This is a genomic window from Rathayibacter sp. VKM Ac-2879 (assembly GCF_015351245.1).
Lineage (GTDB): Bacteria > Actinomycetota > Actinomycetes > Actinomycetales > Microbacteriaceae > Rathayibacter.
On the sequence record NZ_JADKSO010000003.1, the window covers coordinates 359,947 to 373,833 of the forward strand.

Here is a 13,887-nt window from a genome sequence, read left to right on the forward strand (position 1 = left end):
GGAGGCGGATCGCTGCGCGCGACGGACCCGAGAGGCGCGCCCGCGGACACGACGAAGGGGGTCGCTGTCAATGGTCAGGCCGCGGTTTGTCATGAAGTGCGCAGGAGAGTCAAATGGGTGACGAGCACAGCCGTGTGCTCTCCGATGGAAGGGTCACCGCATGAATCCCCGCCTCGTCCTGCTGGCACTCGTCGCCTTCGCCGCGTACGTCTTCGGCGCACGTGCCGGGCGCGCTCGGTACGAAGAGCTGCGTCACCTGGCACTCGGTGTGTGGAACGACCCTGCCACGAAGAAGACACGCAAGAAGCTCAAGAAGACCTCGAAGCGCGAGGCCAAGCAGCTCACCGCCATCGCGAGCAAGGCCCGCGACAAGGTGCAGCGCTCCCTCCGCTGACCACCGCATCGGGACGGAAAACCGCTTTGAGAGACGCCAGCATCATCGGCGTCGTCGCTCGCATCGGAACGGCCGGTCGAGCACCACAAGAAGGAGAAACATCATGGGCATCATCAGCTGGATCATCCTCGGCCTGATCGCGGGAGCGCTCGCCAAGCTCATCCTCCCGGGTCGTCAGGGCGGTGGCTGGATCATCACCATCGTCCTCGGCATCGTCGGCGCGCTGCTCGGCGGGTTCCTCAGCTCGCTCTTCGGCATCCGCGACGCGGTCACCGGCATCAACATCGTGAGCATCATCGTCTCGGTCGTCGGCGCCATCGTGGTGCTGCTGATCTACGGCGCGGTCACGGGCCGCAAGTCCCGCGCGTAATCCGCGCCCTGAAGTCCCTCCGGCCTCCGCGCCGGGGGGACTTCGTCGTTTCCAGACACACGCAAATCGGCGGACGCTGGGCGTTCGCCGAGCGCACAAGGGGTTGATGCGGGGAGCGGTCGGCGGTGGACTGAAGACACGACGCCGCGGCTCCGCCGCGCCCGTCGCCCCCGACGAAAGGACGTGACTCCGTCATGAGCAACGAGACCGGAACGGTCCCCACGATCACCCTGAACAACGGCGTGGAGATCCCGCAGCTGGGCTTCGGCGTGTTCCAGATCGACCCCGCCGAGACCAAGGACGCCACCCTCGCGGCCCTCGAGGTCGGCTACCGCCACATCGACACGGCCGAGATGTACGGCAACGAGGCAGGCGTCGGAGAGGCAGTGCGCGCCTCCGGGCTCGACCGCTCCGACGTGTTCGTCACGAGCAAGCTCAACAACGGCTTCCACGCCCGCGAGGACGCGCTCGCAGCGATCGACTCGACCCTCGCCGAGCTGAAGTTCGACTACGTCGACCTCTTCCTCATCCACTGGCCGCTGCCGAAGGTGGGCGACTACGTCGAGACGTGGAAGGCCATGGAGGAGATCTACCGCAGCGGCAAGGCGAAGGCGATCGGCGTCTCCAACTTCCAGACGAACCACCTCAACCGCCTCCGCGCGGAGGCGACCATCGTGCCCGCGGTCAACCAGATCGAGGTGCACCCGTACCTCGTCCAGGAGGAGCTGCGCGCGTACGGCATCGAGCACGGCATCGCGACGGAGGCGTGGTCGCCGATCGCGCAGGGGCTCGTCCTCGACGACGAGACGATCGTGCGCATCGCCCGCAACGTCGAGCGCACCCCGGCCCAGGTCGTGCTCCGCTGGCACCTCCAGCGGGGCGACATCGTGTTCCCGAAGTCGGTGACCCGTGCGCGGGTCGAAGAGAACTTCGCGCTCTTCGACTTCGAGCTCGACGACGAGGCGATGACCGACATCGCGGCCCTCGACCGCGGACACCGCACCGGACCGGACCCCGACACCTTCAACTACATCCCCCGCTGATCGGCCGAGAGGCCTCTCGGCGGCGTTCGGCCCGCAGAGTCCATAGATTCTGCGGGCCGAACGTGTATGCGGCAACCGGTCAGGCGCGGCGGGAGTCGCGCCACGAGTGTTCCGGTGCGAAGCCGAGCACCTCGCGGGCGTGGTCGATCGAGAGCAGGGTGTCGTTCACTCCGAGATCGCCGCGCACCTCGACTCCCGGGAACACCTCCTCGACCAGTTCGGCGTTGGGCCGCGACATCACCGTGTCGGCCGCCGCGATGATGAAACGGTCGAAGCCGGTCTCCTTGCGCAGCAACGCCTTCTCGACCGCCTGCGCCCCATCGCGACCGTCGATGTAGGCCCACAGGTTCCACTTGCGCAGCATCGCGTCGGAGTCGAACGACGGGAACTCCGCGTAATCCTCCTCGTCCATCACGTTCGAGAAGCGCAGCCCGGTGATCGCGAGATCCGGATGCCAGCGGCACAGCTCGATCGCCATGTGCTCCTCGAGGTGCTTGGTCAGCGAGTAGACGGTCTCGGGGCGCGCGGGGTACTTCTCGTCGACGGGAATGTAGGGGGGCGGCACGTCGAAGGGCAGCCCCAAGACGGTCTCGCTGGAGGCGTAGACGATGGTGCGGATGCCCGCGCGGATCGCTCCGTGGAACGCGTTGAACGTCGCGATCATGTTGTTGTGGAAAGTGGCGATGTCGGGGACCAGGCCCGGCGCGGGGATGGCGGCCAAGTGGACGAGCGCGTCGACTCCGTCGTGCTGGTCGCCGACCGCCTGGAGCGCGTCGACCACCTGGCCATAGTCGGTGATGTCGATGCGGACGAAGCCGAGGCCGCGCTCGCCGGCGCGATCGAGAGTGACGACCTGGTGCCCGGAGGCGCGAAGACGGGTGACGACACTACGGCCGAGCTTGCCGGATCCTCCGGTGACTGCGATTCTCATGCTCGAACGCTAACGGGCCGCGAGCGGTCGGGGCGAGGGCTGGCGGATCAGCCCCGAGCGTGGAGCGAGATGCCGCCGCCGACCTCGGGAGTCGTCTCGTCGGCCACGAGCCGCGTCCAGCGACGCAGGACCGCTGCACCTGCCGCATCGTTCACGAGATCGTCGACGACGATCACGGGGTAAGGCTTCTCGGGCACGCCCTCGGCCGGGCGGACGTCGACGTGGGCGACGTCGTAGGCGTGCTCGAACAGCCAGTCGGCCATGGCGTAGTCGCTCCGGGAGTCGCCGACCGTCCGCCAGCGCTGCGGGATGGCGCCGGTCGCGCCGAGCAGCTCGACGGCGCGCTGGGCGCCGAGGTCCTTGCCGAGCCGGTTCGACTCGATGTCGGTGGAGATGACCGTGGGGTCGATGCGGTAGTCGACCGCCCCCCGATCGTTCGGGTAGCGGATGCCGCGGCGCTCGACTCCGAGGCCTGCCGCCGTCATGATCTGCAGGGCGTCGGCGTCGAAGACGAGCTGGCGCTCGAGGTAGTCCTCGCTGTCGAGGTCGACGAGTTGCTCGGCCGAGACCATCGCGCGCTTGGTCTCGTCGAAGAAGACGAGGTCGTCGTAGTCCTGGCGGATCATCCGCTCGAGATCGTCCGCGACGGCGGGCGGAATCGCCAGCGACCGGTCGACGATCGGCTCGGAGGTGCCGCGGTAGTCGACGGTGAACCAGACCGCGCCCTTCTCGCAGACGCACACGATGCGCGCCTCCGCCGAGACACCGCGCTCGAGCAGTGCCGGCAACACGCGCTCGCGCAGGAAAGCGTCGGAACGCCCCGTGTTGAACACGATTGGGATCCCGGCGTTCGCGAGCGCGACGAGGTCGTCCGCGATCTCGGGGATCGCGATGGTACGGGTGATCGGGCTCGCGATGGGCCCGTCGACGTCGAGGAGAAGGCCGAGCGGAGGAGGTGTGGCAGTCATCGCGCACCATTCTGCCGTGCCGGACGCGCGGTGAGCACCGCCGCGAGATGCCACTTGTGCGCGGCTTTACCGGCGTGTCGTGCGCACAAGTGGCATCTCGCGGCGGGTCAGCGCGGCTGGCGGCGGGGGCGGCGAGCGAGGAGGAGGGAGATGAGGCCCAGGGCGACGGCGGCTCCCGAGAAGAGCAGCCACGGGGCGGGCTCCGTGCCCGTCGAGGCGAGGCCGCCAGAGTCCGCGGGCCCCGCGATCGGAACGGCGGTCGGCTCGGGGCTCGTGGTGGGGCCGGGGTCGACGGTGGGCTCCGGTGACGGCCCGGGGGCGGCCGTGGGGTCCGGCGTCGGAGTCGGCTCCGGACTCGGGGTCGGCTCCGGCGTCGCCGTCGGGGTCGGGGTCGGCTCCGGAGTCGTCGGGAGCGTGACGGCCGCGCCCTCCGGCGCCACCGCGAGCAGCGCCCGAGCGAGGTCGCTGAACGCACCGACAGGGTGGTTGCGAAAGACCGGTGACGTGCCGAAGAGGAACCCCTCAGTGCCCGACGCCGTCGAGAACGAGACGGCCGAGGGCTGCCCGGCCGCATCCCCCCTGGACCCGCCCTCGGAGTCGACCCAGTGCCCAGCGAGCAAGGTGCGGTCCACGGCATATCTCTGCTCGACGACGACGGAGCTGTCGAGGTCCGAGAACCAGAACGCCGGCGAGACGAAGGCGGTGTCCTGCGGATAGTCGCCGAGCACACCCTCGGCCGGAGTCTCGACCGAGACGATGCCGTTGGAGCCCCACGTGCCGCCCCGCAGGGCAAGGCCCGCGAGACCGAAGTCGGACACGAACGCGGCCCCCGCCTCTCCGCGGCCGACCACGTCGCCGCCCCTCGCGAGGAACGCCTCCACGGCGGCGCGCCCCGCGGACTGCTCAGGACTGAACCAGAGCGGACTTCCGACGAAGAGAACATCGACGCCCTCCAGCGAGACGGCCCCCGAGACGAGGGAGTCGGCGGAGATCGCGACGGTGTCGGTGAAGCCCAGCTTGGCCAGAGCATCGCGGTCCTCGTGCGTGCCGGAGAAGGCGATACGGAGGGCATCGAGGGCCGTGCCATCCTCGGCGCGCACCCGGTCGGCCGTTGTCGCGGTGAAGTCGACTCCGAAGACGGCGGCGGCCTGCTCGGCCGCGCGCCGCCCGACCGCATCGGCATGGAGGGCGATGGTGCCGTCCTCGAACTGCTCGAGGGCGACTCCGTCGGCGAGGAGCGCCGTGACCGCCTGGTACTCCAAGACGCCGCGAGGCTCGAAGGCGAGGTATTCCCCCGCGGGGACCGAACCCGTCGGAGCGACCGCGGTCACCGGCTCAAGGCCGATCGGCGGCAGCTCGTCCGTCGTGGATCCGATCGCCGCGACATCGGCACCCCAGAGGAGCGAGAGACTCCAGGCCGAGACGTCGTACATCTCGGGAACCCGGCTCGAGATGTCACTGCCGTCGGCGAGGAGCACGTTGGCGAGCCCCCGCACCGGCTGATGCATGTCGACCAGATACGTGCCTGCAGGGTAGCTCGTGCCTGCGAGGGTGGTCGCCGAGGTCGTGCGCGACACCTCGACGCCGTGTGCCAGGAGCTGGGCGACGAGGGTCTCGGCGTCCGAGACGGAGCGCTGACGGTCGTCGACGGGGATGACGTAGGCGCGCGGATACTCCGTCGCGGAGACGTCGGTCTCGTCCCAGATCTCGGTCCACTCGCTCGGCATGCCCTCAGGAAGATCGGCCGGGGTCACGTCGGCGGGGATCTCGACGGCAGGCGCACCGGTGACGCCACGCTCGAAGATCGCCGCCTGGTTGCCCAGCAGCGCGTCGCGGTGGGTGGCGACGTAGTCGACGGACGCGTCCATGACGATCCCGGCGACCTCGATGTCGATGTCGGCGTTCGCCTGGCCCTGCGCGACGTCATCGGTCCGGCCGAGGGGCAGCTCCACCGTGTTCGTGATCGCGCCCTGGAACGCGACGTACTGCGGCGCGAAGATGGGCGGCCAGTCGTCCCAGCCGGCGCGGATGTCGCGGTAGGGGATCAGGATCTTGCCTGTGTTCTCGGTCGTCGCGCTGCCGTCCGCGGCGAGGTAGGTGTTGCCGGGCACCTCGGCCTCGACCACGCGGCGCTCGACCTCGAGCGCGGTCGCGTAGGCGTGCGGGAGGAAGAGGTCGTACTCGTAGTTCTCCCCGTGCGGCGGCCCGCACGGCTCGACCTGGAGGATGCCGGTGTACCCGTGGAGGTCGATGAAGGAGATCGGCTGGAGCAGGCTCGACAGGTCGCGGATCACGGCGGCCTCGTTGGTCGCCCCGGTGATCATGTCGCGGTTCGGGTCGTAGCCGGCGGCCACGGCGCGCTGGCCGAGAGCCCGCCCATCGGGGTTGTTGGTGACGGTGAAGTAGAGGCGGTTGCCCTCGAGCAGAGCCGCTGTCTCGGGATCCTCGGCGGCGGCGAGACGCTCGATGTAGTCGAGGATCGCGTCGCTTCCCTCCCACTCGTTGCCGTGGATGTTGCCGTTGAACCAGAGAGGGAGCTTGTAACCCTCCCGCAGCTCCGTGTCGACGGCGGCAGCCGCGGGCTCATGCTTGAGCCGATCCCGCCACTCGGCCTGCTGGGCCGTCTCGGCGGCGGTCTCGGGAGCGGTGACGGTGACCAGGTAGATGTCGCGACCGAGACCGGACTTCCCGACCACCTGCGTCGAGACGCGGTCCGAGCGTTCCGTGAGCGCGTTGAGCTGCGGCGCAATGGCGTCATAAGGCGTGACTCCGCGCACGAGAGAGGCGTCGCTCGGGTCGACCGGCACCTCCGTGAGCGGCACCTGCAGCGGGTAGCTGCTCGGCAGCGTGAGGGGCGCGGAGGCGGGGCGCACGAGGTCCACGCGGCTGTAGTCGGCGGAGGTCGTGGCGGTCGCGGGCGGCGTGACCAGCAGTCCGCCGGCGGCGAGCGCGAGCGCTGCGCCTCCCGAGACGAGGACGGTTCGAGATCTCAAGCGCGGTTCTTCCCTTGTCGAGGCGTGTCGGGACGGGTGGGCGCGGTCCACGATCGAGACGTCGACGATGATGTGAACCCTCTCAGGAAGATAGGCCGTCCGTGTTTCCGCGACGTGTCGCGCTGATTCCCGTCACCGACACGTTCCGCACCGGCGCCGACCTCCGCGAGATGCCACTTATGCGCACGTCCGTCGGCGTGTCGCGCGCATAAGTGGCATCTCGCGGAGGGGGGAGGGCGGGGGCGGGCAGGGGGGAGGCGGGCCGTAGCGTGGGGGCATGGCAGTGACGCTCCCGGAGCCGCGGCTCCCTTCCCTCCTCGACTCCCCCGTGATGCGCTGGGGGGTCCTCGCGCCCGGCTCGATCGCGGGCTCCTTCGTCGACGCGCTCCAGAAGCACACGCGGCAAAGGGTGGTCGCGGTCGGCTCGCGCTCGCTCGAGAGGGCACAGCGATTCGCCGGCCGCTTCGGGATAGACCGCGCCTCGGCCGGCTACGAGGCCGTCGTCGACGACCCGGAAGTCGACGTCGTCTACATCGCCTCGCCGCATTCGGAGCACGCGCGCCACGCACTGCTCGCCATCGCCGCGGGAAAGCACGTCCTCGTCGAGAAGCCGTTCGCGCCGACTCCGGGCGAGGCCGAGATGATCGTGCACGCCGCGCGCGACGCCGGGGTCTTCGCGATGGAGGCGATGTGGATGCGCTACCTGCCGCACATGGACGTGGTCCGCCAACTGCTCGCCGACGGGGCCGTCGGCACGCCCGTCCTCGTGTCGGCCGACTTCGGAGCCGCCTTCGCGTTCGACCCGAGCAGCCGTATCTTCGACCCGGCCCTCGCGGGAGGCGGCCTGCTCGACGTGGGCGTGTACGCCTCCTCGTTCGTCTCGATGGTGGCGGGGACGCCGCAGAGCACGGTGGTGGCCGGCAGTCTCGCCTCGACCGGTGTCGACGCGACGGCGACGATCGTCGGCAGCCATGCGAGCGGCGTCCAGTCGGTCGCCACCTCGACGGTGCTGGCCGACACGCGGCATGCGGCGAGCGTCGCCGGGAGCGAGGGGCGGATCGATGTGCATCCGTCGTTCTGGACACCGAGCGGAGTCACGCTCACACGCGGCTCGGAGAGCGCCTCCTGGAACGACGGGTCGGCGCTGCAGGGCGGCGAGGGGCTCGCGTGGGAGGCGCTACACCTCGCCCAGTACGTCGCGGAGGGGCGCACCGAGTCGCCCCTCCACCCGCTCGACGAGGTGGTGCACGTGGTGCGGACCCTCGACGACGCACGACGTCGGCTCGGGGTGACGGCCTAGCGCGCTAGTGCCCGCGCATCCGACCCCGACTAGTGGGCCGGCAGCTCGACGCGGAAGCTCGTCCGCCCCGGAGCCGACTCGACGAGCACGCGCCCGCCGTGGGCGTCGACGACCGCCGCGACGATCGCGAGTCCGAGGCCCGTCGATCCCGTGGCGCGCGTGCGCGAGGAGTCGCCGCGCGCGAAACGCTCGAACAGCACCGGCACGAGCTCCGGCGCGATGCCCGGCCCCGAGTCGGTGACCGTGATCACGGCGATCGGCGCCCCGGAGGCGTCGCGCTCCTCCGCGAGCGCCGCGACGACGGCCGTGCCGGCGGGCGTGTGGACGGTCGCGTTGCGCAGGAGATTCGCGACCACCTGGTGCAGTCGGAAGCCGTCGCCGCGGACCTCGATCGGCTCCTCCGGGAGCTCGAGGTCCCACTCGTGGTCGGGCCCGGCGACATGGGCGTCCGAGACGGCCTCGATCAGCAGCAGCGTGAGGTCGACGGGCTCCTTCTCGAGGTCTCGGCCTTCGTCGAGGCGGGCAAGGAGGAGGAGGTCCTCGACGAGCGAGGTCATGCGAGTGGCGGCCGACTCGATCCGGTCGAGGGAGTACGCGGCGGCCTCCGGGAGCTCGATCTCGCCGTGGCGGGGCAACTCGGCGTATCCGCGGATGGCGGCCAGCGGGGTGCGCAGCTCATGGGAGGCGTCGGCGACGAACTGCCGCACTTTGTTCTCGCTGGCCTGACGCGCCTCCAGTGCACCGGTGACGTGGTCGAGCATGCGGTTGAAGGCGTCGCCCACCCTGCCGACTTCGGTACGCGTGTCGGCATCCCCTTCGGCGACGCGCTCGACCAGCTCGACCTTGCCGCGCTCGAGGGGAAGCTCGGCGACGCGGGTCGCGGTCGCCTCGACGCGTTCGAGGGGGCGCAAGGCCACGCGGATGATCGCGGTGGCGATCAACGCGACGAGCAGCATCGCGAGCAGGACGACGGCGACGACGATCCACGCCAGGGAGCCGATCGTCGCGTTGACCATGCCCAGAGGCACTCCGACGATGACTACGGAGCCGTCGATGATGCTCGCCTGGGCGCGGTAGTCGCCCAGCGCTCCCGGCAGGACGATGCTGACTGCTCGTCCCTCGGCCGAGACTGCCGCAGCGAGGACCGAGTCGGGGTCTTCCGCGAACTGGCGACAGGTGCCGTCGGCGTCGATGTAGGCGCCGACGAAACTGCCGTCGTCCGTGCGCACCGCGGTGATGGTGCTGAGGTCCTGATTCGGCCCGTTGCCAAAGGATCCGGAGGAGCACGTGGTCGCCCGCTCGAGGCCGCTGGGGCCCGCGAAGCGGCTGGGGCCGTCGAAGTTCTGGAGACGCGAGAGCGACGCGTCGAGCCGCGCATCGGTGCTGTCGTAGAGGATCCTCTGGAGCGAGAACACGCTGACCGCCCCGACGATGCCGGCGGTCACCGCGACGAGGGCGACCACGGCGACGACCATCCGACGGCGGAGCGTCCACGGCGCACGGCGCCCCCGACGCGAGCGCCGCAGCGCCGAGCGCGTCGCGAAGTCGCCGAGCGTGGGGCGCGGGCGCGAGGCCACTAGTCGGCGGGCTTCAGCATGTAGCCCGCGCCGCGCACGGTATGGATCATCGGCGAGCGTCCGGCGTCGATCTTCTTGCGCAGGTACGAGATGTAGATCTCGACGACGCTCGACTTGCCGCCGAAGTCGTACGACCAGACCCGGTCGAGGATCTGCGCCTTGCTGAGGACGCGCCGCGGGTTGCGCATCAAGAACCGCAGCAGCTCGAACTCGGTCGCCGTCAGCTCGATGTCGGAGTCACCCCGGCGCACCTCGTGGCTGTCCTCGTTGAGCACGAGGTCGCCCACGATCACCTCCGGGTCGTCGAGGTCGTTCGCGAGCAGGGTCGAGCGGCGGATGAGGCCGCGCATCCGGGCGACGAGCTCCTCGAGCGAGAACGGCTTGGTGACGTAGTCGTCGCCTCCCGCGGTGAGGCCTGCGATGCGGTCGTCGAGGGAATCTTTCGCTGTGAGGAAGAGCACCGGCGTCTCGCTGCCGTCGGCGCGGACCCTCTGGAGCACCTGGAGACCGTCGATGTCGGGGAGCATCACGTCGAGGACGATGACGTCGGGCCGAAACTCCCGCGTGAGCGAGATCGCGGCGCGCCCCTCGGCAGCCGTGCGCACCTCCCAGCCCTCGTAGCGCAGCGCCATCTGGAGGAGGTCGGTCAGGGTGCTCTCGTCGTCGACGACGAGGACGCGGATGGGGGATCCATCGGCGCGCTTGAGCCGGGCGCGCTGCGCTGAGGCGAGGTGCTTCGAGGGGGCGGGGGTCGACATGCCCCTCAGTATCGAGAGGTTTTCTATGACTCCGCTATGGGCGATCGATGACTGCGCTGATCGTGCCGCCCGGCACGAGCCTCGAACGTCCGTGCCAGCAGGGCGGCGCGGAAGGAGCAGCCGGCGCCACGCTCATCGGCGACTCATAGCCGTCCGCGACACCGCGCATAGCGCGGGTTCCTACGGTCAGGGCGTTCGAGCGGACACCCACCGCTCGGTGCCCACCGAACGAAGGACGCCATGTTCGCCACGTACCTCCGGCGCGAGCTCACCCACCGCCGACGGCAGACGATGATCGTCGCCGCCGGCATGGCTCTCGCCATCGCTCTCGTCATCCTCGTCAGCGCGTTCGCCGCCGGCGTCCGCAACGCCCAGGCCTCGGTGCTCCAGGCGGTCTACGGAGTCGGCACCGACGTCACGGTGACGCAGCCCGCGACCGCGCCCGCCGCCGGCGGCACGCGCCAGCGCTTCGACTTCGGCTCCTCAGACGGCACGACGCAGGGAGGCACCACCTCGGTGAGCCGTACGCGGCTCGAACCCGTCCGCGGCGCGACCACCTTCGACGCCTCGGCACTCGGCACCGCCCAGGGCGTTGCGAACGTCGAGTCGGCCATCGGCGTGCTCTCGCTCAACGACACGACGTTCTCGGGCCAGCTGCCGGAGCGGAACCGCAGCGGCACGGGCGCCGGTCAGGCCGCGCCCACTCCGTCCGCGGGCGGATCCGATGGCGCCGGCGGCTCCTCCTTCGGCGTCGACTCCTTCTCCGTGCTCGGCCTCGACCCCGCCGGCTCGGCGATCGGTCCGCTCGCCGACGTCTCGCTCACCGTCGGCCGCACCTTCACCGCCGCCGACGCGGGCAAGGACGTGGTCCTGGTCGACTCCACCTACGCCACCACCGCGAGCCTCTCGGTCGGCTCGAGCGTCTCGATCGGAGGCACCGACTTCTCGGTCATCGGGATCGTGACGAGCGACTCCACCGACACGAGCACCGCCTCCGACACCTACGTCCCGCTCGACGTCGCGCAAACCCTCTCGGGCCAGACCGGCAAGCTCTCGGCCGTCTACGTCCAGGCCGCGTCCTCCAGCGACATCGGTCAGATCCAGTCCGCGCTGCAGGCCGCGCTGCCCTCGGCGACGGTCTCGACGCAGGCGCAACTCGCCTCTACCGTCTCGGGCTCGCTCTCGACGGCGAGCGACCTCGTCGCGAACCTCGGCACCTGGCTGTCGCTGATCGTGCTGGCCGCCGCCTTCCTCATTGCCACCCTCTTCACGGTCTCGGGAGTCACCCGCCGCACGCGCGAGCTCGGCACCCTCAAGGCGCTCGGCTGGACGGATGGCGCGATCGTCCGCCAGGTCGCGGGTGAGTCGGTCGTGCAAGGCCTCCTCGGAGGCGTGGCCGGCATCGTGCTCGGACTGATCGGCATCGCGATCGTGAACATCCTTGCGCCGACCCTCTCGGGCTCGTCGCGAGCGGGCGCCCTCGCGGCAGGATCCGGTGGCTTTGGCGGCCCGGGTCGCGCCGCCGCGCGCGCCGCCACGACCGCGACGGACGTGACCCTCTCGCTCCCCATCACGGTTCCGGTGATCCTGCTCGCGGTCGGCCTAGCGGTTCTGGGCGGCCTGCTCGCCGGCGCTTTCGGAGGCTGGCGCGCGGCTCGACTCCGCCCCGCAGCCGCGCTCCGCTCCGTCGCCTGACCCCTCCCTCCTCGAAAGGACCCCTCGTGTACACCCTCACCGACGTCAGCAAGCGATACACCGGAGCGAAGACCGCGGTCACGGCGCTCGACCACGTCACCCTCACCATCCCCGACGGCCAGATGGTCGCGATCCAGGGCCCGACGGGAGGCGGTAAATCGACCCTCCTCCAACTGCTCGGAGCGCTCGACCGCCCGACCTCGGGAACGGTCGTGCTCGGCGACCGCGAGATCTCCTCCGCCGGAGACAGGGCCCTCGCGTCGGTGCGGGCGACGGAGGTGGGGATCGTGTTCCAGAGCTTCAACCTGATCCCGACGCTGACCGCGCTCGAGAACGTCGAGACGGCCCTCGCCCCGCAGCATGTGCCCGCCCGCGAACGGGCCGACCGCTCGCGCGCGGCCCTCGACTCCGTGGGACTGGGCGACCGCCTCGACCACCTGCCGGCGGAGCTGTCGGGCGGCCAGCAGCAACGCGTCGCGATCGCGCGCGCCCTCGTGAAGAACCCGCGCGTGCTGCTCGCCGATGAGCCCACGGGCGCCCTCGACGAGGACACGCGCGACGACATCATGCTGCTGCTCGAGACGCTGTGGCAGGAGCTCGGACTGACGCTGGTGATCGTCACCCACGACTCCGCCGTGGCGCGGCGGGCGCAGCGACGGCTGCACATCAAGGGCGGGCGGGTCAGGGAGGCGGCGTGATGCGCCGACGACGGAGCTGAGGTGGAGGCGGCTCCTCGACCAGCGGGCATCCCTGCCGGTCGAGGAACCGCCTCCGCCGTGCGCGGCCGCCAGCCCGAGTGCGCCCGGAGGAACGCGACGGTCCGGACGCCATGCTCGTAGGGAAGACCGGCGCGAGGACGGTGCGCAGCTCAGACCCGCGCGGTCAGTCGGCGGAGGCGATCACGATGTCGTCCCACTCCAGAGCGCGCTCGCGCGGAGCGACCGCCCGGAGCTCCGCGAGCGGCGCCGCGTCGTCGGGAGTCGCGGCACGCAGCGACCACGGCTGCCCGGAGATCAGCGCCCCCTCGGCTTGCGGGTGCGTCGGACGGACGGCGCCGAGGGCTGCGAGCGGGCCGGCCTCTTGCGGCCGCCGCCCGCCTTCTCGGCTTTCTCGCGCGCCTCGCGAGCCTTGGCCTTCGCGGCTTTGGCCCGCGACTCGACCTTGGGCGGGGCGGCCGTGCCGCGGGTCGTACTGCTGCTGCGGCCTCGCACCACGCCGATGAAGTCCTCCGTGTCGTCGGTCTTCTCCTCCGTCACCCACGCGAGACGGACGGGCCACGGCGCCACGCCCGACAGGGGGACGGCGACCACGTCCTTGCGCGAGTGCACGCGCGCGAGCGATTGCGGGACGATCAGCACGCCGACGCCGGCCGCCACCTGCTCGACGGCGTCGTCGAGACCGGCCATGCGGGGCAGCGGGAGACGCGTGCCGTCGGCCACCTCGACCGCGGCCTCGGCCCACTCCGGCACCTCGCTCGGCTCCTGCAGGAGGTGCTCGCCGGCCAGCTCGGCGACGTCGAGCCCCTCGGAGTCGGCGAGCGCGTGCTCGCGGCCCAGGATGACCACCGGCTGCTCGTCGTAGAGGTGGATCGAGCTGAGGTCGTCGGAGCCGAGGGCGCCACGGACGAACGCCAGGTGCGCGCGGCCCTCGCGCAGCACTGCCTCCTGCTCGGCCTCGTCGACGACGGTGATGCGCAGAGGCAGCTCGGGGCGGCGCTCGCCCCAGACCCTCGTCCACTTCGTGGGGGTCACCCCGGCGACCAGGGCGACGGTCAGCGCCGGCCCGGTCACGGCGGCCTCCTCGTCGTCGGCCGGCTCGTGGTGGGGAGTGTCGCTCATCCCCTCAGGGTAGGGGCAGC

The 13,887-nt window shown here is 70.9% G+C and carries 12 protein-coding genes; 6 read left to right on the forward strand and 6 right to left on the reverse strand.

The genetic code is table 11. The features are described from left to right. The first annotated feature begins 160 nt into the window (after positions 1-160). The 3 genes from ITJ45_RS10570 (at position 161) to ITJ45_RS10580 (ending at position 1,807) form a co-directional block, all read left to right on the forward strand. On the forward strand, positions 161-394 hold the full coding sequence (locus tag ITJ45_RS10570) for a hypothetical protein (RefSeq protein WP_194609687.1): 234 nt from the start codon (positions 161-163) through the stop codon (positions 392-394). Positions 395-497: 103 nt separating this feature from the next. Next, positions 498-764, forward strand: coding sequence for a GlsB/YeaQ/YmgE family stress response membrane protein (locus tag ITJ45_RS10575; protein ID WP_194609689.1), 267 nt, complete (start codon positions 498-500; stop codon positions 762-764). A 194-nt stretch (positions 765-958) separates the two neighbouring features. Continuing rightward, positions 959-1,807 (forward strand): aldo/keto reductase, encoded by an 849-nt coding sequence (locus tag ITJ45_RS10580; protein ID WP_194609691.1) that lies wholly within the window; start codon positions 959-961, stop codon positions 1,805-1,807. 79 nt (positions 1,808-1,886) lie between these two features. Here the strand turns inward: ITJ45_RS10580 and ITJ45_RS10585 are convergent, their stop codons facing one another. From ITJ45_RS10585 to ITJ45_RS10595, 3 genes are all read right to left on the reverse strand, one after another. Beyond that, positions 1,887-2,738, reverse strand: a complete 852-nt coding sequence (locus ITJ45_RS10585; RefSeq protein ID WP_194609693.1) for an NAD-dependent epimerase/dehydratase family protein — start codon at positions 2,736-2,738, stop codon at positions 1,887-1,889. A 47-nt stretch (positions 2,739-2,785) separates the two neighbouring features. Beyond that, the gene (locus tag ITJ45_RS10590) at positions 2,786-3,706 is read right to left on the reverse strand and encodes a hypothetical protein (protein ID WP_194609695.1); all 921 of its coding nucleotides are present in this window, start codon (positions 3,704-3,706) and stop codon (positions 2,786-2,788) included. Between the two features lie 107 nt (positions 3,707-3,813). Further along, complete coding sequence (locus ITJ45_RS10595; protein WP_194609697.1) at positions 3,814-6,699, reverse strand: M14 family zinc carboxypeptidase; 2,886 nt, start codon at positions 6,697-6,699, stop codon at positions 3,814-3,816. Positions 6,700-6,976: 277 nt separating this feature from the next. Between ITJ45_RS10595 and ITJ45_RS10600 the strand changes: the two genes are divergently transcribed. Further along, positions 6,977-7,999: a Gfo/Idh/MocA family protein gene (locus ITJ45_RS10600; protein WP_194609698.1), complete on the forward strand. Its 1,023-nt coding sequence runs from the start codon at positions 6,977-6,979 to the stop codon at positions 7,997-7,999. Positions 8,000-8,028: 29 nt separating this feature from the next. Here ITJ45_RS10600 and ITJ45_RS14335 read toward each other — a convergent pair whose 3' ends face one another. Together ITJ45_RS14335 and ITJ45_RS10610 are read right to left on the reverse strand one after the other, a co-directional pair. Next, entirely contained in the window at positions 8,029-9,576 is a 1,548-nt protein-coding gene (locus ITJ45_RS14335) for a sensor histidine kinase (RefSeq protein ID WP_323742987.1), read from the reverse strand. After that, the gene (locus ITJ45_RS10610) at positions 9,576-10,334 is read right to left on the reverse strand and encodes a response regulator transcription factor (RefSeq protein ID WP_194609700.1); all 759 of its coding nucleotides are present in this window, start codon (positions 10,332-10,334) and stop codon (positions 9,576-9,578) included. Before ITJ45_RS10610 ends, ITJ45_RS14335 begins: the two co-directional genes overlap by 1 nt. A 240-nt stretch (positions 10,335-10,574) precedes the next feature. Here ITJ45_RS10610 and ITJ45_RS10615 point away from each other — a divergent pair, with 240 nt between their 5' ends. Then, positions 10,575-12,029 carry an ABC transporter permease gene (locus ITJ45_RS10615; protein ID WP_194609702.1) on the forward strand — a complete coding sequence of 485 codons (1,455 nt, stop codon included), beginning with the start codon at positions 10,575-10,577 and terminating at the stop codon, positions 12,027-12,029. Positions 12,030-12,055: 26 nt separating this feature from the next. Next, a complete protein-coding gene (locus ITJ45_RS10620) occupies positions 12,056-12,727 on the forward strand; it encodes an ABC transporter ATP-binding protein (RefSeq protein WP_194609704.1) in 672 nt (223 codons plus the stop codon). A gap of 315 nt (positions 12,728-13,042) precedes the next feature. Here the strand turns inward: ITJ45_RS10620 and ITJ45_RS10625 are convergent, their stop codons facing one another. Beyond that, a complete protein-coding gene (locus ITJ45_RS10625) occupies positions 13,043-13,867 on the reverse strand; it encodes a LysR family transcriptional regulator substrate-binding protein (RefSeq protein ID WP_194609706.1) in 825 nt (274 codons plus the stop codon). Between the last annotated feature and the right edge of the window lie 20 nt (positions 13,868-13,887).